The sequence below is a fragment of the Pseudomonas sp. RW10S2 genome (assembly GCF_014268985.1).
GTDB lineage: Bacteria > Pseudomonadota > Gammaproteobacteria > Pseudomonadales > Pseudomonadaceae > Aquipseudomonas > Aquipseudomonas wayambapalatensis.
This window is the reverse complement of record NZ_JABWRO010000011.1, coordinates 1-17,505: the sequence shown is the minus strand read 5'-3', so window position 1 is coordinate 17,505 and position 17,505 is coordinate 1. Positions and strand designations below refer to the sequence as shown.

Genomic DNA, 17,505 nt, shown 5'->3' with positions numbered 1-17,505 from the left:
AAGGTTTAATACCATGTCATTAGTACAAGGAAACGCTGGCAGAGAGAGGCTACTCCGCCACCTGGAACTCGACCCGTGCCGTCTCGCCGCTCTCATCCAAGGCACTCAACTCGATGCGTCCTGACTGCTCGAAACGCACCAGCAGGCTGTCCTGCCCTTCGGTCTCGCCCAGCGGCCGGCCATTGAGGAACCACCAGCGCCGCCCTGCCCCACCCAGCGCCGATACGTGCAGTTGCAATGGCTCGTGACTGGTGAGCGGCCGGCGCAAGTTGTCGCCTGCTCGAACACCGACGATCGACAGCGGCGGCGCGCTGGGCGCCGCCTGCGGTGGACAGCCAGGATCGACCATCGGCAGCCGCGCACTGCGCCGCTCTACCCGCGGCAGCCAAGGTTCCAGAGGGGCAGGCCAGAGGGCAATTTCCTGCGTTTTCGCCCCAGGACAGTTGGCATCGACCCGCAAACCGCGCTCATTGACCCACACCGTTTCGCGCAGGCCCAACCCCAGCGGCTGGTCGGCAGCCTGCAAGGTCGGCGGCGTGGTGCCGTCGAGGGTCCAGGCAAAACGCTGGCGGCGGCATTGCGGGTCCTGACGATTCATTGGCTGCCCCAGCGGCCAGCAGATCGCTGCGACGCCGACACTGCCCGGCACGTTTTCCACCGGCACGGCAATGCCGCGCTGGCTGTCGCGGTTGCTCAACAGGTCGTGCACCTGCAGCATCAGCGGCGCTGCCGAAGCCAGGCCGAACTGGCCCGGCACCGGCGTGCCATCGGGTCGGCCTATCCACACACCAATGATGTACCGCGGCCCGACCCCCACCGACCAGGCATCGCGAAAGCCATAGCTGGTGCCGGTTTTCCAGGCCAGTTGCGGGCGCTGCACAAGCTCGGCATGCGGGTCGCGGTCCGGGCGCGCCTGGCCGCTGAGAATACGCCGTACAATCCACGCCGAACCCGGCGACAACAGGCGCCGCTCCAGCAGCGGATCCTGGGGCTGCAGGCGGATCTTCGCGCTCTTGCCCTCGCGGGCCAACGCCGCATAACCGCCGACCAGGTCCTCCAGACGGCTGCCTGCACCGCCGAGAATCAGCGACAGGTTCGGCTCGGCCAGCGGCGGCAGTACCAAGGGCACGCCACCGATGCGCATCTGCGCGGCAAAGCGCTTGGGCCCATAGGCTTCGAGCAACTGAACCGCTGGTAGGTTGAGCGACAACGCCAGCGCCGAACTGGCCGACACCGGCCCGCTGAAGCCCATCGAGAAGTTGCCCGGACGGTAGTCGCCATAGCGGCGCGGTACGTCCTGCAGCAGCGATTCGGAGTGGATCAGCCCATCGTCCAGGGCCATGCCATAGAGAAACGGCTTGAGGGTCGAGCCGGGCGAACGCAGGGCATGCACCATGTCGACATGGCCGAAGCGGCGCTCATCGCCCAGGTCGATGGACCCCAGGTAGGCACGCACGGCCATGGTCTGCGACTCGACCACCAGGATGGCTGCCGAAGTGCGCTCGGGCAGGCGTGCACGCCAACCGAGCAGCAGGTCTTCGAGACGGCGCTGCAACGACGCATCGAGCGTGGTGCGGATCAGCGGTGGGCTGTCCGCCGTGTTCAGCCGCCGAGCCAGCAGTGGCGCCAGCGCCGGCTCCTGGCGCGGGGCGAGCAGCAAGGGCTCTTCGCGGGCCTCGGCAATCCGCTGCTCAGGCCACACCTGGTAATCGGCCAGGCGTTGCAGCACCTTGTCGCGGGCACGCTGCGCACGCTCGGGATGGCGATCCGGGCGCAGGCGGCTGGGCGCCTGGGGCAGTACGGCCAGCAATGCCGCCTCGGCAGGCGTGAGGTGCTTGGGCGACTTGCCCAGGTAAGCCCAACTGGCGGCGGCGACGCCCTGCAGGGTGCCGCCGAAGGGCGCGCGATCGAGGTAGATCTGCAGGATCTCGCGCTTTGACAGGTGCCATTCCAGCTGAGCGGTGCGCCACAGCTGACGCAGTTTTCCGGCCAGGGTGCGGTCGTGGGGATCGAGCAGGCGCGCCACCTGCATCGACAGCGTGCTGCCACCAGACACCACACGCCCGCCCCGCAGGTTCAGCCAGGCCGCACGCGCCAGGGCCAGCGGGTTGACCCCGGGATGGTCGTAGAACCAGCGATCTTCGTAGGTGAGCAGCGCCTCCAGATACAAGGGCGATACCTCATCGGGGCTGACCGGATAGCGCCACACGCCGTCGGCATCGGCGAAGCGCCACAGCGGCGTGCCGTCCTCGGCGAGCACCACCCGCGCCAGGTCGTCACCAGGCATCGGCAACGGCCACAGGCGATCCGCCAGCCACAGCAAGACGACGCTCGACAGCACAGTAATGCCGACACCACGCAAGATCCTTGCGCTGCGCGTACGCGGGCGAACTATGCTTGCGCCTGGCATCGGGAACCGACCCCATCGAACGATGGCCAAAGGCTTGGGATGATCATCAGGAAGCAGCTATGCATGTAGAAGGGTTTTTCGAGTGGTTGGGCCAGGCGCTGGGCGCGGTGATCAAGTTCATCGTCGATATCATGAGCGGGCTGTTCAATCTGCTGGCCAATGCCGGCGGCAATTTCATCGACGGGCTGGCGCGCACCTTGGGCATGGACACCTCGCTGGTCAGCATCCTTGCGCTGATCGTCGGGCTGATGCTGCTGTACTCGGCGATCCGGGCGTTCATGCGGGCGTCGATCGTGATGGGCATCATCTGGCTGGTGCTGGGCTTGTGGGTGTTGAGCTGGATCATTCACTGACCCGAGGCCCGCCATCCATGAACCTGTGGGAGCGGAGTCACCCGCTCCCACAGTCGCATCAACGGCTACGCACCACCATCTCGCCCTGACTATCCCCCACTGCCTGCAGGTTCGGCCGGTACATCGACTCTACCTGCGGCGGCGGAATGCGATAGCTGCCCGGCGTTACCGCACGCGCCAGGTACAGCAGGTGCGTGGTGCCGTAGCTGTCGAGCTTGAGGGCGGCCACATAACGGTCGTCGCGGTACTCCTGGTGCACCACGCTGGCGTTCTGCATCGATTCGCGCCACTGCTTGACGGCACTGCTGGCGTTGTCGAGGCTGGCGGCGCTCTGGGCCAGGTTCTGGTTTTCCAGCTCCAGACCCGCCGGCAGCAGGTCGACCACCAGCGCATCCGGCACCTGGCTCTGGGCCTTGAGCGCCAGGTGCACCAGCACCAGGTCGCCACTGCGCAGGTTGCGCAGGTCCAGGGCCTGGCCGTTCATGCCCAGGTACTCGCGACGGATCTCCATACCATTGCTGCTGGCCGCAGGCGCCTGCCGCGGATAGCCGGACAGGGTCAACTGCTGGTACAGCGTATCGCTGCCCTGGTTCTGGATGCTCAGCGGCGATGCCAGCAACGGGCCTTCGAGCTTCATGCCCGATTCGGTGTTGTTGAACTCGCGAACCTCACCAGCGCTGTCAAGACGCGCCTGCCAGTTGCCTTCGGGCTTGCCCAGCAGGCCGCGGCCGGCGAGGAACAGCGCATTGCGCTCCTGGGTCGACAGCCAGCGGTTGGAGGCCAGTTCGTCGGACAACGCGAACAGGCGTTGATCGACCTGGTTGCTGGCCAGGTTGTTCTCCTGAAGCAGCGCCAGGATCAGCGCCTGGTCACGCACGGCGCTGCCGTAGTCGGCCAGCCAACCCTTGCCACGGCCTATCGCCAGGCCTGCCTGCAACGCCTGCTGCGAGCGCGGCTTGTCGCCCATCTTGTCCAGCGCCACCGCCAGTTGCACCAGCGGCAGGCCGGAGCGGGCATCGCTGCGGCGTTCGAACAGGCTGCGCAGCGCACCCAGCGGCGCTTGCTGACTGCGGGCAAGCACCAGCGCGGCGTAGGCCTGCACGGCAAAGCGGGTGTGTTCGGCGTCCTGGCTGTAGTCGACCTCGATCAGGTTGCGCTCCTGCAGATAGCGCAGCAGGCGCTCGTTGGCCTTCTTCAAGGCCTCGGCAGGCACGCCGTAGCCTTGCTCACGCGCACGCAGAAGGAAGTCGGTGACGTAGGCGGTCAGCCAGTACTCTTCCTCGCTGTCCGAACTCCACAGGCCGAAACTGCCGTTGTAGCGCTGCATGCCAAGCAAGTGCTCGATGCCCATTTCGATCTTGCGCTTGCGCACATCGGTCGGCTCACCCTTGATACCCAGACGCTTGAGGCTGTCGGCATCGGCATAGAGCGAGGGATAGAGGCCACTGGTGGTCTGCTCCAGGCAGCCGTAGGGATAGGCTTCGAGGGCACGGATCTGCTCGGCCAGGTTCAGCGGTGGGCGGCTCGACAGCGCAAGGCTGGCTTCAAGGCCTGCCGGTTCGAACTCGGCCAGCTCGTTCTCGGGCAAAGTCCAGGGTTGGTCCTTGAGCGCCACGCGGTAGTGCTTGAGCATCGCCGGATACGCCGGGCGCACACCCAGGGTCCATTCGCGCTCGAAGCCGGTGGCCGTCTCGCCAGGCAACTGCAGGCCATCGACACGCACGTGCACCTTGCCCTGCCCCAGGCCACCGCGGGCCTGCACCGGAATCATCAGCGTGCTGCGCTGGCCTTCGGCAAGGTTGATGCTCTGCTGGGCGGCACCGGCGAGGTCGAGTTGCCCGTCGGTGGTCACCTGCACGTTGAGCTGCTGGGCACGGCCAGACAGGTTGGCCAGGTCCAGGGCCAGGCGAGTCTGGTCGCCACCGGCGAGGAAGCGCGGCGCCGACAGCTCGGCGATCAGCGGCGCAGCGACGACCGTCTTGCCTTCGGCCATGCCGAAGTGCTCGTCGGTCCAGGCCTGCGCCATCAGGCGCAGTTCGCCGTTGAAGTCGGGGATATCGACTGTGGCCTGCCCTTCGCCCTTCTCGTCGAGCGTCACCGGCAGGCTCTGCTGGGCGACGATGGTGACCGTGGTGTTCGGGCGCTTGCCACCCTTGGCCATGGCGGCGTCCCCCCCGAAGGCCAGGCTCGCCAGGCGGCCCTGGCCGGCTTCGATCAACTGGCCGTAGATATCCAACTGGTCGGCGCCGTAGGCCTTGCGACCGAACAGGCTGGCGAAGGGGTCGGGGGTCTTGAAGTCGGTGATGTTGAGGATGCCCACATCCACCGCAGACAACAGCACATGCACCTGCTTCGGCACGCTGCCGTCGGCATTGACGGCCTTGAACTTCACGGTCAGGGGCTGCTTGGGGCGCATCTTCTCCGGCGCCTGCAGGCTGACCGCCAGCTTGCGCTCGGCGCGGTCCAGCGGCAGGTGCAGCACACCGACGGCGCGTTTGGGCGTGGCATTGACCTTGCGCTCACCCGGACGAATCACCAGGGCGCTGATATAGAGGTCGTGGCGGGCCCATTTCTTGTCCAGCTCGACCTCGAAGGTCTTGCCTTCGGCAGGTACGTCGATCTCCTGCCACCACAGCGGACCGTCGCTGGACTCGATCATCAGGTAGCCGCTGCCGGCCGCAGGTGGCGTGACGGTAACCTTGGCGGTGGCACCGTCGGCGTAGGAAGGTTTGTCCAGCGCCAGCTTGACCTGGTCAGGGCGTACTGCCCCACCTTCGGCGTTGTCCTGGGCGCGGTAACCGGCCCAGAAGCGCTCGCTGGATACCAGCCCGGTTTCGGGATCTTCGACCTCGACGCGGTAAGGCCCCCACTCCACCGGGAAGGTCAACTTGGCGGTGGAGCCGGCCTTGACGCTGACGGTTTCCTCGCTCTGGGTGAGGAATTTCTCGTTGTAGTTGTAGCTCCAGCCATCGCTTTGCGAGTAGTTCCAGTAGTAGTCGCGACGCTCGCGGATCAACCGCACCTTGAGGTCGTCGGCGGCGAGCTTGTTGCCGTCGCGGTCGGCGACCAGCACCTCGAACTGCACCGGGGCATCGTTGTCGGTCTCTTCGCCATCGAACAGGCCGCGCAGGCCCGGCAGGCGATCAGCCGGCCAGATCGGCTGCTCCAGGCGACGGGTGATCGGGCGACCGCCAGACTCCTGCAGGCTGGCCTGCACGGTCAATTGCAGCGGCGAGCGGGCCTCGGCCCAGCGGCTCTCGATATCGACGGTGGCCTTGCCGGCCTGGTCGAGGGTGACTTCATCGAGTTCCAGGTCCTGGGTCAGTTCGCTCTCGGTAACCGAGCCGAACTGATAACCCGGCAGCGCCGGTACGGCTTCACGCAGCGGGCGGATGTAGGCCTGGCCGCTCAGGCGGTTGCCGGCAGCTGGCGCGCCATAGAGATAGCGGCCATTGACCTGGATGCGTGCGGTTTGTTCGGGGCTGAGGGGGGTCTTGCTGCCCTTGAGCTCCAGCGCCAGGCGCTCGGGCAGGAAGTCTTCGACGAGGAACTCGTAGACCTGCTTGCGGCCACCGCCGAGGTCGAGCAGCAGTTGCCAGCGCCCGGTCGGCGCCTCGGTAGCCAATTGCAGCTGATATTGGAACAGGCCGTTCTGGTCGGCCTCCCAGACGAACTTGCGGCTGACCTGCTCATCAGGGCGACGCACTTCGACCGTCACCGGCTGGGCCTTGACCGGCTTGCCGTCCTGGTCGCGCAGCAGGCCGTTGAGCAGTACGGTTTCGCCGGGGCGATACAGGTCACGCGGGCCAAAGATGAAGAACTGCAGCGGATTGGCTTGCGGGCCGGTGATGTCGAATTCGGCCAGGTCCAGTGCGGCGGTGTTCAGGCGCAGCAGCGTGGTGTGCACGCCCTGGGTGGCGATCAGGGTGTCGGCCTTGGCCGTGATCGGCAACTCGGCATGGCCCTTGCCATCGGTCTTGGCCTGGGCCAGCAGCTTGCCCTTGTCGTCGTGCAGCTCGAGGGTCACGTCGCTCAGGGCCTTGCCGCCCTCGAGGGCCTGGGCGAACACGTCCAGGCGGTCACGGTAGCGGTGCGCGGACACGCCGATATCACTGAGGGTGAACAGGGTCGCCGGTTGCGAATAGTCGTAGGTGCCGGAGGCGCGCATCACCGCCAGGTAGACGCCCGGCTCCTGCAACGGCTTGATCCCGGCGATCGGCAGCAGTACGGTTTCGCGAGTATTGCGTGCAGGGTGCAGGTCGAAGCGGCCGCTGTAGACCAGCTCGGCCATGTCCAGGGTTTCCTTGGACTGGTAGTAGTACAGGCTGCTGTTTCGGCCCCAGTTGACCAGGAAGGTCGAGAGCATTTCCGGTTTGACCCGGAAGAACTCGACATCGACCTTGTCGACGTTCAGGGCGATCACCGGCAGGCCTTCGGCCAGGCGGGTGGGCAACAGGGAGCCACGGCTGGCAAAACCGATGGTCGGCTGCATGTCGCGGGTTTCCAGGCGGCTGACCGACTCACCCTGAAGCGTCTTGCCGTTAACCGCGAGCAGGCCCTTGTCGACGGTCAGCACCAGCTTGCGCTGCGGCTCGAGGTGGCGCAGACGCAGTTCCATCTGGTTGTCGGACAGCTCCCAGGCGCCGTCGAGCTTGCCCTTGACGGTATCGACCAGGTGCACCTTGGCGGCGAAGTTCTGGTTGGCATCGAGCGGCACCGAGAAGCTGATCGACAGGGTACTGGCACCGTCGAGCTGGACCTCCGAGACGTCCAGCACATTGAGTTCACGGTCGGCGTAGCGCTTGGCGAGCGCTGCCGGGTCCTCGCGCTTGGCGGGCTTGGCTTCGGCAGGCACGCTGGCCGCGGGCTTTTCAGCCGGCGCGGGGGTGTCCTTGGAAGAGGAATCACAGGCACTGAGCAGGGCCAGCGCGCAGGCCAGCAACAATCCTTTGTTGAGCATAGGAGAGAGGACTCTTCGGCAGCAGGGTGGTGAGGGCAGAAACTATAGCGCAACGTCAGGCAGGCTACCTGCGCTGCAGTGGCAAATGAGACCGCGTTCGCACGGATTGGTTGCCTGGCCGGTACAATGGCCAGCAGCCGAAAACCGGGGCCGCCGTGCGCCCCTTCGCGGGCAAGCCCGCTCCCACAGGATAAGCGCAATCGCATGCCCTCACTGCTCAACGACTGGCAGCACCGCCTCACCCACCGCAAGGTCTGGGCCTTGGCCGCGCCGATGATTCTTTCGAACATCTCGGTGCCGTTGGTGGCACTGGTCGACAGCACGGTCATCGGCCACCTGCCCCACGCCCACCAGCTCGGTGCCGTCGCCGTTGGCGCGACGTTGTTCACCTTCATGGTCGGCCTGATGGGGTTCCTGCGCATGGGTTCGACCGGTTTTGCAGCCCAGGCCGCCGGTCGCGCCGACGGCGCCGCACTACGCCAGGTGCTGGTTCAGGGGCTGCTGCTGGCGCTGGCGTTCGCCGTGCTGATCGGCCTGCTCGCCCTGCCCCTCAGCCAGTTGGCCCTACAGGCGATGCAGCCCAGCGAGGCCCTGCAAGCCTCGACCGAAGCCTTCTTCCATACCCGCCTGCTCGGCCTGCCGGCGGCACTGGCCAGCTATGCCCTGGTCGGCTGGTTCCTCGGCACCCAGAATGCTCGTGCGCCGCTGGCGATCCTGCTGACCACCAACCTGCTGAACATCGTCCTCAACCTGTGGTTCGTGCTCGGACTGGACTGGGGCGTACTCGGTTCGGCGCGGGCCTCGGTGATCGCCGAATGGAGCGCGGCGCTGCTGGGCCTTGCCCTGACCCGCCCGGCGCTGCGCGCCTATCCGGGACGCATCGCCTGGGCAGCGCTGAAACGCTGGCAGGCCTGGCGCCCGCTGCTGGCGGTCAACCGCGATATCTTCCTGCGCAGCCTGGCGCTGCAACTGGTGTTCCTGCTGATCACCGTGCAGGGCGCGCGCCTGGGTGAAGCGACGGTCGCGGCCAACGCGCTGCTGCTCAATGGCCTGCTGCTGACTGCCTATGCCCTGGACGGCCTGGCGCATGCGGTCGAGGCCCTGTGCGGCCACGCCATCGGCGCACGTGAGCGCGACACCCTGCGCCGCTCGCTGGTGGTCGCCTGTGGTTGGTCACTGATCGTCAGTCTGGTCTTTGCCGGGCTGTTCCTGCTGGGTGGGCACTTGTTCATCGACCTGCAGACCGACATCCAGAGCGTGCGTGACGCAGCCTACCCTTACCTGCCTTACCTGGCGCTGCTGCCGCTGGTAGCGGTGTGGAGCTATCTGCTGGATGGCCTGTTCATCGGCGCTACTCGAGCGCGCGAGATGCGCAACGCGATGCTGGTATCGGTGGCGATCGCGTTGCCGCTGGCATTCGCCCTGCGAGGGTTCGGCAACCATGGATTGTGGCTGGCGTTTCTCGGGTTCATGGGATTGCGCGCGGTGACGCTGGGGTGGGTGGGGTGGCGGTTGCAGCAGCGGGGAGCGTGGATCGATTGAAGCAGGGCCGCTCCCGCAAACCTTGCAGGAGCGGCCCGCCGATCACGACGACAGGTACGAAGACCGAGTCAGGCCCAGGCGCAGCGCGTCGAGGAACTGGGTCCGCTCACGGGCGCTGATCTTGGCGCTGGCGACCTTGTCGCGGTAGTGGGTCATCAACTCCTCCGGCGACAGGTGCACGTAGCGCAGCATGTCCTCGATGGTGTCGTGGGTCTCGATGCCAGCGTGGTACACGCTGCCGTCGGCGTTCTGGTAGATGTTCACCGAGTCGGTGTCACCGAACAGGTTGTGCATGTCCCCCAGGATTTCCTGGTAGGCGCCGACCAGGAACACGCCCAGCAGGTAGTCCTCACCTTCGCGTACCGCATGCACCGGCATGCTGGTCTCGATGCTCTGCTCGTCGACGTACTGGTTGATCTTGCCGTCCGAGTCGCAGGTCAGGTCCTGCAGCACCGCACGGCGCATGGGCTCTTCGTCCAGGCGGTGCAGCGGGATGATCGGCAGCACCTGGCCGATGGCCCAGGTGTCGGGCAGGCTCTGGAATACCGAGAAATTGCAGATGTACTTGTCGGCGAGCTTGTCGTTGAGCTCGTCCAGCACCTGGCGGTGCGAACGCTGGCGAGCCTTGAGCGAGTTGTGCAGGCGACGGCACACAGCGAAGTAGCATTGCTCGGCCAGGGCTTTCTCGGAGAGGCTGATCTTGCCATCGGCATACTGCGCGGCCACGTCACCCATGTAGTGGGTGGCACGCCAGTAGGTCTCGGTGACCATCTCGATGTCGGTCGGGCCGAGCAGGTCGGCCAGCCACTGCACGGTCTCGGGCAGCGCCTCCTTGTTCTCGATGGTCGGCACTTCGTCGTTGTGGCTTTCGACGTCGGTGACCTGGATCACCAGCATGGCGTGGTGCGCAGTCAGCGAGCGACCGCTCTCGGAGAAGATATGCGGGTGCGGCAAGCCCTGGGCGTCGCAGAACTCCTTGAGCATCCCCACCACCACGCCGGCATAGTCATCCATGTCGTAGTTGATCGAGCTGGCGTTGCGCGAGTGGGTGCCATCGTAGTCGACGCCCAGCCCGCCACCGACGTCGATGTGATCGACCGGCAGGCCCAGGCCGCGCAGCTCGCCGTAATAGCGGATGGCTTCCTTGAAGCCGTGCTGGTAGTCGGCGAGGTTGGCGATCTGCGAGCCCATGTGGAAGTGCAGCAGGCGGATACCCTGGTCCAGCCCGGCATCACGGAAGCGGCTGACCACCGACAGCAATTGCGCAGCCGACAGGCCGAACTTGGATTTCTCGCCCCCGGTGTCGGCCCACTTGCTCGACGCCAGCGACGACAGGCGCACGCGCAGGCCGACCTGTGGCTTGACCTTGAGCTCGGCGGCCTCCTCGATCACCAGGGCGACCTCGGATTCCTTCTCGATGACGATGAATACGTTGTGGCCCAGCTTCTGGCCCATCAGTGCCAAGCGGATGAACTCACGGTCCTTGTAGCCGTTGCAGACGATGGTACCGCCCTTGGGCGCCAGCGCCAGCACGGCCAGCAGCTCGGGCTTGGAGCCGGCTTCGAGGCCGATGGAGACGTTTTGCGTGGCGATGATGTTCTCGACCACCGCTTCCTGCTGGTTGACCTTGATCGGATAAAGGGCCGTGTACTGGCTCTGGTACTCCAGGCGCGCGATGTTGGCGTCGAAGGCACCGGTCAGTTGGCGTACGCGGTCCTGCAGGATGTCCGGGAAACGGACCAGCAGTGGCAGCGACAGGCCACTCTGGCGCAGCTCGTCGACCTGCTCGAAGAGGTCGATCGGCGCGCTGTCGGGGCCGTTGGGGCGCACTTCGACACGCCCGGCTTCATTGATGGCGAAATAACCAGCGCCCCAATGGCGGATACCATAAACACTGCGGCTGTCGGCCACGGTCCATTGGCTGCCATCGTCTTTGCGTGTGCGTCGTACGGACATTCAAGTCCCCTATAGATAAGTCAAGACACTGCCCCGCGGTGGGTGCGGGCGCAGTGTAGAAGCTGAAAATGACGATTCGTCCGTCCCCGGGTAGACCCCGGCAACGGAAACGAGTTTAGAAAGCGCTCGGCAAAAATGCCTGCGGGCAACACTCAACCGCCGGACTTCTTCGCCTTGAAACCCTGCTTGATCAGCTCGGCGAGCAGCAGTTCGACGTGATCACCCTGGATCTCGATGACACCGTCTTTCAAGGCACCACCGGTGCCGCATCGCCGTTTGAGCGTGCTGGCGAGGTCCTTGAGCTGCTCGAGCGGCAGCGGTACGCCAGTGATGGTGGTGACGGTCTTGCCGCCACGCCCCTTGCTTTCACGGCGTACCCGGGCAATGCCATCGCCTTCGGGGATCAGTTGCTGCTTGCAGACACACGCGTCCACCGGCTGGCTGCAGTCGGGGCAGTGCCGACCAGCGTCGGTGGAAAACACGAGACCGCCGAGGGCGGAGAAGGAAGAAGCTTTCTTGGCCACTTTTGTTCCTCTTGCTGAGGACAAAAACTGGTCGGACCACAGGGGGACTGGACCGACCGCGAAGCCCCACTCTGGCAGGGGCGGCGCTACTGTCGCAGGTGTTGCGACAGCCCGAAAAGGGCGCGCAGTGTAACGATAAATTCCTGGCTTGCTAAGTACTGGATTGCGGCATTTTGCGAATGTTTTGCGACGTGGGGGAGCGCTGACGGCTACAGGCTCGCCTTGTACCGGCGCAACGCCTCCAGCGAGTCCGGACAGAAGTCCTTCTCCCGGCTCTCGGCCTCTGCCTGCTCCACAGTGACGAAGCGCGCCTCGATCACCTCTTCAGGCTGCAGCCGCAGCGGCGCGTCGGACACCGCCGAGAACACCGCGCACCACAAGCGGTTGCCCAACTGATCGAAGTAGAACTTCTCGTGAAAACGCAACGCGACGCCAGCGATGCCCAGTTCCTCTTCCAGCTCGCGGGCCGCAGACTCGGCGTACTCCTCGTGCACCCCGACCATGCCACCGGCCGCCACATCCCAATACCCGGGATACAGCGCCTTGCTCAAGGTGCGCCGGTGCACGCACAGCTCGCCCTGGCTGTTGAACAGCAGGATGAAGGTACAGCGCCCGATCAACCCTCGCTCGCGCAACTCGGCCCGCGCCAGGGCGCCAAGCGGCTGGTCGTGTTCGTCCACCCAGGCCACCAGCTCGGCATCGGAGGCCGCGCGGTGCGCGACCTCGGCGGGATTGATGGTCATCCTTGCGAGAGCAACTGACGCAGGTCGATGACTGCGGCGTTGGCCCGGGAGATGTAGTTGGCCATCACCAGCGAGTGGTTGGCCCACATGCCGAAGCCACTGCCGTTGAGTACCATCGGGCTCCACAGCGGCTCCTGCGAAGCTTCCAGCTCACGAATGATCTGACGCACGCTGACGGTGGCGTTCTTCTTGGCCAGTACGTCGGCGAAGTCGACCTCGATGGCGCGCAGCAGATGCGACAGCGCCCAGGCCTGGCCGCGGGCTTCGTAGAAGACGTTGTCGATCTGCAGCCATGGCGTCTCGACGATCTCCTCGTCGACCTGCGGTGCCTGGCCGGCCTGGACGGTTTCGGTCTTCAGGTTGCTGTTGAGCTTGACCCGGCCGACGCTGGCCGACAGGCGTTGGGACAACGATCCCAGACGCGTGGCAACGTCGCCCAGCCAGTTGTTCAGGTTGTCGGCGCGGGTATAGAAGATCGCGCCCTGGTCGCCAGCGGCCAGGCGCACCTGGTAGCGGTTGAGCGACTTGATGCCCTCCTCGAACTCCGACTCGCTGGAAGGGAGGATCCAGCTCTTGTTGTCGAAGTTGAAGCGCGGCTCGGCCTTGGCCAGGTCGGCGTCTTCGGTCGATTGCGACTGCGAGCGAGCGAAGTCCTTGCGCAGCGCACGCGACAGGTCGCGCACCTGGACCAACACGCCATATTCCCAGCTCGGCATGTTGTCCATCCACAGCCCCGGCGGGAAGCGGTCGTTGGAGATATACCCACCCGGCTTGTCGAGCAGGGTGCCGGCCACTGTCTTGAGGGTTTCGATGGTGGTATAGCCAACCACCATCTGCTGGCCGTTACGCTCGGCCGCAGCCTGGGCATTCTGTTGCACCGGGAACAGATCAGGCTCTTCGCTCCAGTACCAGCCAAGGCCGATGCACACCAGCAGGTACAGGCCGATCAGGGTGCCCAGGGCGCGGCTCCAGAGGCCGCCGAGGTAGCTACGGGTGGCAGCGCCACGGCCATCGACGCGCTCGGGGCGCTCGGCCTTGGCCTCACGGTTTTTCCAGTCCAGCATGGCGTTGTCCTTAATCAATCATGACGGTTCAGGGGCTTGGACCACAGGCCTCGGCCAGGGTGCCACGACAAGCCCGCGTCCCAGCACTATAAAGCAGACGCCGCCATACGCATAAGCGACCAATGGGTCGGGAACTGAATAATCGGGCCGGAACGCTTTGTTGACCCACAGCACTCGCGAGCAGGAAAAGACCTGCTAGCATAGAGCCATCATTGAACCTGCACACCAACCTCCAACAAGCAGTCAGGACATGACCCAGCCAGCCGAGCCCAGCCACGAGCGCTTGAAGCAGCATTTCGCCCAGCGGGTCATTCACCAGGCCCGACAGATTCTCGAAATCTGGCAGCGCCTGCAGCGTGGCGAGTGGTCGAGCGCAGGGCTGAGCGAACTGGGCGATGCCAATCTGCGCCTGCAACGCTACGCCGACCGTTTCGAGCAGCCCGAGCACGGCAGCCTGTCGATTGCCATCGGACAGACGCTGAGGACCATCGAAGCGAACAGCACGCGGCTCAACTCCGAGCTGATCGGCGAGCTCAATCGCCTGATGCAACGCCTGTCGCGCACCGGCCTGCGCAAGGGCGACCAGCTCGATCATGTGCCTCTGCCACCCTTGCGCAAGCCGGTGTACATCCTGCTGCAGGACCATGACCGCGCCGAACGCCTGGCGCAACAGCTGGAGTTCTTCGGGTTGGGCGTGCAGGCACTGGGCAACGCCGAAGCCTTCCGTGCCTCGATGAGCGAACGCCTGCCGTCGGCCATCGTCATGGATGTCGACTTCAGTGGCCCCGGCCAGGGCCTCAAACTGGCCGCCGACGCCCAGCAAGGGCTGGAGCTGCACATCCCGCTGCTGTTCTTCAGCCTCCACGAGACCGACACCCCGACCCGCCTCGCCGCCGTGCGCGCCGGAGGCCAGGAGTTCCTCACCGGCACCCTGGAGGCATCCAGCCTGCTGGAGAAGGTCGAACTGCTGACCAGCGCCACCCAATACGACCCGTTCCGGGTGCTGATCATCGATGACTCGCGCGCCCAGGCCATGCACACCGAGCGCCTGCTCAACGGCGCCGGCATCATCACCCGCACGCTCACCGAGCCGATCCGCACCATGGCCGAGCTCGCTGACTTCCAGCCCGACCTGATCATCCTCGACATGTACATGCCCGACTGCACCGGCACCGAACTGGCCAAGGTAATCCGCCACAACGACCGTTATGTCAGCGTACCGATCATCTACCTGTCGGCCGAGGACGACCTGGACAAGCAGCTCGATGCCATGAGCGAAGGTGGCGACGACTTCCTCACCAAGCCGATCCGCGCCCGTCACCTGGTCACCACCGTGCGCAACCGCGCCGCCCGCGCCCGTCATCTCAAGGCGCGCATGGTGCGCGACAGCCTGACCGGGCTGTACAACCACACCCACATCCTGCAACTGCTCGAAGACTGCAGTTTCCGCGCCCGCCGCGAGGAACAACCACTGAGCTTCGCCATGCTGGACATCGACCACTTCAAGAAGATCAACGACCGCCATGGCCATCCCATGGGCGACCGGGTGATCAAGAGCCTGGCGTTGTTCCTCAAGCAGCGCCTGCGCAAGACCGATTTCATCGGCCGCTATGGCGGCGAGGAATTCGCCATCGTCATGCCCAACACCGGCCTGGAAGCTGCGCACAAGGTGCTCGACGAGATCCGCCGGCGCTTTGCCGAAATCCACTATCCCGCCCAGCCGCACGACCTGCAGTGCACCTTCAGCGCCGGGGTGGTGCAACTCGATGACGCGCTGGATGCGCTAACCATGGCCAGCGCGGCGGACGAGGCGCTGTACCGGGCCAAGCACGCGGGGCGCAACTGTGTGGTGAGGGTCGAGCCCTAGACTGGCACTCTGCCACTTTTTTATGGCGCCACCCCGTCGTCGTCATCACCCGGTCACAAAATCGCAATAACTTCAGGCACCTACCTCTCCATTCCCGCAGGAAGTTCGCGGCTATGCGCCTGAAGTGGCTGACCAATTTCAACACCCTCTTGCTGGTGACCGTGTGCTTTGCCCTGGGTGCAACCCTGTGGTGGTCGCAGCGTGCGCTGGAGCGTCCCTATCAGATGATGGAGCGCTACCTGGGGCTGTCCCAGCAGTTCCAGAACGAGGCCGCCGGCAATATCCAGGCCTACCTGGCCAGCGGCGACGCCCTGCGCCATGCCTCGGCCATGGAGGCTAACAAGCAGTTGCACAGCGCCCTCGGAGAATGGCCAGACGCATTGGCCGCCAAGCTGCGCCCGAGCCTGGACAGCCTGCAGGGCTTTACCGCCAACGAACTGCTGGCCGCCGGCAAGCTGGCCGGAGACCCGCAGGCATTGCTGCTGCAGGCCGAGCGCGAACTGGGCGCCAACCTGGAGCAACTGGCCGGCTATGCCCGCGACAGTGGCAACGCCGAGGCGGGTCGCTACCTGGCCCCACTGATGGACGCCTCGCTGCACCTGGGCCGCCTGGCACTGGCCCGCGACAAGCTGGTCAGCAGCGGTCGCGCGGAACTGGCGGACGAAGTGGAGCGCGAACTGCAACAGATCCGCGCCCAGGCGCAGATCATCGACAGCCTGCCGTTGCTGGGGGTGACCCGCGCGGCCGAATCCAACGCCGACGACTTCGCCGCGATGATGGGCCTGCAAAGCCAGGGCAGCGAGCAGAAGGAGGACGTTGCCGTCGGCCTCAAGCGTGAACTGCAAAGCTTGCTCGGGCGCTATCCGGCCGAACTGCAGCGCACCCGTGAACAGATCGAACGCCGCGCCGCATTGGCCGCCAGCACCAGCGAGCGCCTCGAAGCTGTGCAAAAGGCCATCGCCGGACTGGAACCTGAAGTGCGCGGTCAGCACGCGAAGATCGCTGGCGAGGTCCGGGTCATCCAGGGCCTGATGATCGGCCTGATTCTGCTGATCGCCCTACTCATCGACACCTTGCAGCGCCGCCTGACGCGCACCCTTACCAGCCTTGCGCCAGCCTTGTCGCGTTGGGCCGAGGGCGATTTCGCCCAGCCCGTCGCCCTTGGCAAGACCAACCTTGAACTGCACGACATCCAGGAGTCGCTCAACCGGCTGCGCCAGTACCTGGTGACCCTGGTCGGCACGATCCGCCACAACGCCGAGCAGGTCGCAGGCAGCAGCCATGCCCTGGCCGGCATGAGCAGCGCGCTGCATGACGGTGCCGAGCGCCAGGCGGGCGATACTGCACAGATCCGCGATGCCCTGGGCGAGCTCGAGGCGACCATCCAGCAAGTGGCCGGCGATGCCAGTTCGGCCGCAGATGCCAGCCGCGACGCCGGGCGCGCCGTGGAGCACGGCCAGACGGTGATCGGCCACAGCCTCTCCGGCCTGCGAGCGTTGGTCGATGAAGTGCAGGGCAATGCGCAGTTGATCGAACAACTGGCCGAGGAGTCGGCGACCATCGGTGGCGTGCTGACGGTGATCCGCTCGATCGCCGAGCAGACCAACCTGCTGGCCCTCAACGCAGCGATCGAGGCGGCCCGTGCTGGCGAAATGGGCCGCGGCTTTGCCGTGGTGGCCGACGAAGTGCGCTCGCTGGCCCAGCGCACCACCGGCGCCACCGGCGAGATCCAGGCGCTGATCGACCGCCTGCAGCAGGCGGCGCGCGAATCGGTGAATGGCATGCGCACCCAGCTCGAACACGCCGAGGCCACCGCCAGCCAGGCCCAGGCGGCGGACGGTGCGCTGGATGAGATTGTCAGCGCGATTCGCACCATCTCCGATACAGCGGTGAGGATTGCCGACGTCACCGCACAGCAGAGCGGTGCTGTGAGCGAGATCCGCGACCACAGCGAGCGGATTCATGCGCTCGGTGAGGACAACCTGCAACGCATCGGCGAAGGGCGCGAGCAGGGTGAGCAGTTGCTGCAACTGGGGGGTGAGCTGAATACCGCGGTGCGGGCCTTCAGGGTGTGATCGGCAGGGCC

10 protein-coding genes are annotated in these 17,505 nt (G+C 65.6%); 4 read left to right on the top strand and 6 right to left on the bottom strand.

What is annotated here, in order from left to right; all coding sequences use genetic code 11:
- Nucleotides 1-49: 49 nt before the first annotated feature.
- A complete protein-coding gene (gene pbpC, locus HU729_RS04275) occupies nt 50-2,410 on the bottom strand; it encodes a peptidoglycan glycosyltransferase PbpC (protein ID WP_186708545.1) in 2,361 nt (786 codons plus the stop codon).
- A 59-nt stretch (nt 2,411-2,469) separates the two neighbouring features.
- Between pbpC and HU729_RS04270 the strand changes: the two genes are divergently transcribed.
- Nucleotides 2,470-2,763 carry a hypothetical protein gene (locus tag HU729_RS04270; protein WP_054894193.1) on the top strand — a complete coding sequence of 98 codons (294 nt, stop codon included), beginning with the start codon at nt 2,470-2,472 and terminating at the stop codon, nt 2,761-2,763.
- A 58-nt stretch (nt 2,764-2,821) separates the two neighbouring features.
- Here the strand turns inward: HU729_RS04270 and HU729_RS04265 are convergent, their stop codons facing one another.
- Nucleotides 2,822-7,723, bottom strand: coding sequence for an alpha-2-macroglobulin (locus tag HU729_RS04265; RefSeq protein WP_186708544.1), 4,902 nt, complete (start codon nt 7,721-7,723; stop codon nt 2,822-2,824).
- Between the two features lie 204 nt (nt 7,724-7,927).
- Here HU729_RS04265 and HU729_RS04260 point away from each other — a divergent pair, with 204 nt between their 5' ends.
- On the top strand, nt 7,928-9,265 hold the full coding sequence (locus HU729_RS04260; protein ID WP_186708543.1) for an MATE family efflux transporter: 1,338 nt from the start codon (nt 7,928-7,930) through the stop codon (nt 9,263-9,265).
- 42 nt (nt 9,266-9,307) lie between these two features.
- Here HU729_RS04260 and speA read toward each other — a convergent pair whose 3' ends face one another.
- The 4 genes from speA to HU729_RS04240 form a co-directional block, all read right to left on the bottom strand.
- Entirely contained in the window at nt 9,308-11,221 is a 1,914-nt protein-coding gene (gene speA, locus HU729_RS04255; protein ID WP_153774079.1) for an arginine decarboxylase, read from the bottom strand.
- Nucleotides 11,222-11,373: 152 nt separating this feature from the next.
- The gene (locus HU729_RS04250) at nt 11,374-11,745 is read right to left on the bottom strand and encodes a translation initiation factor Sui1 (protein WP_186666026.1); all 372 of its coding nucleotides are present in this window, start codon (nt 11,743-11,745) and stop codon (nt 11,374-11,376) included.
- A gap of 209 nt (nt 11,746-11,954) precedes the next feature.
- A complete protein-coding gene (locus HU729_RS04245; protein ID WP_186666024.1) occupies nt 11,955-12,488 on the bottom strand; it encodes an NUDIX hydrolase in 534 nt (177 codons plus the stop codon).
- Nucleotides 12,485-13,552: a DUF2333 family protein gene (locus HU729_RS04240; RefSeq protein ID WP_186666022.1), complete on the bottom strand. Its 1,068-nt coding sequence runs from the start codon at nt 13,550-13,552 to the stop codon at nt 12,485-12,487. Before HU729_RS04240 ends, HU729_RS04245 begins: the two co-directional genes overlap by 4 nt.
- Nucleotides 13,553-13,802: 250 nt before the next feature.
- Between HU729_RS04240 and HU729_RS04235 the strand changes: the two genes are divergently transcribed.
- Both HU729_RS04235 and HU729_RS04230 read left to right on the top strand, forming a co-directional pair.
- Nucleotides 13,803-15,419, top strand: a complete 1,617-nt coding sequence (locus HU729_RS04235) for a PleD family two-component system response regulator (protein WP_186666020.1) — start codon at nt 13,803-13,805, stop codon at nt 15,417-15,419.
- A gap of 113 nt (nt 15,420-15,532) precedes the next feature.
- Entirely contained in the window at nt 15,533-17,494 is a 1,962-nt protein-coding gene (locus HU729_RS04230) for a methyl-accepting chemotaxis protein (RefSeq protein ID WP_186708541.1), read from the top strand.
- The last annotated feature ends 11 nt before the right edge of the window (nt 17,495-17,505 follow it).

Excerpts from the sequence above, each read along its gene's own strand:
- pbpC (WP_186708545.1), bottom strand. The coding sequence starts at position 2,410 with ATGCCAGGCGCAAGCATAGTTCGCCCGCGTACGCGCAGCGCAAGGATC.
- HU729_RS04270 (WP_054894193.1), top strand. The coding sequence starts at position 2,470 with ATGCATGTAGAAGGGTTTTTCGAGTGGTTGGGCCAGGCGCTGGGCGCG.
- HU729_RS04265 (WP_186708544.1), bottom strand. The coding sequence starts at position 7,723 with ATGCTCAACAAAGGATTGTTGCTGGCCTGCGCGCTGGCCCTGCTCAGT.
- HU729_RS04260 (WP_186708543.1), top strand. The coding sequence starts at position 7,928 with ATGCCCTCACTGCTCAACGACTGGCAGCACCGCCTCACCCACCGCAAG.
- speA (WP_153774079.1), bottom strand. The coding sequence starts at position 11,221 with ATGTCCGTACGACGCACACGCAAAGACGATGGCAGCCAATGGACCGTG.
- HU729_RS04245 (WP_186666024.1), bottom strand. The coding sequence starts at position 12,488 with ATGACCATCAATCCCGCCGAGGTCGCGCACCGCGCGGCCTCCGATGCC.
- HU729_RS04240 (WP_186666022.1), bottom strand. The coding sequence starts at position 13,552 with ATGCTGGACTGGAAAAACCGTGAGGCCAAGGCCGAGCGCCCCGAGCGC.
- HU729_RS04235 (WP_186666020.1), top strand. The coding sequence starts at position 13,803 with ATGACCCAGCCAGCCGAGCCCAGCCACGAGCGCTTGAAGCAGCATTTC.
- HU729_RS04230 (WP_186708541.1), top strand. The coding sequence starts at position 15,533 with ATGCGCCTGAAGTGGCTGACCAATTTCAACACCCTCTTGCTGGTGACC.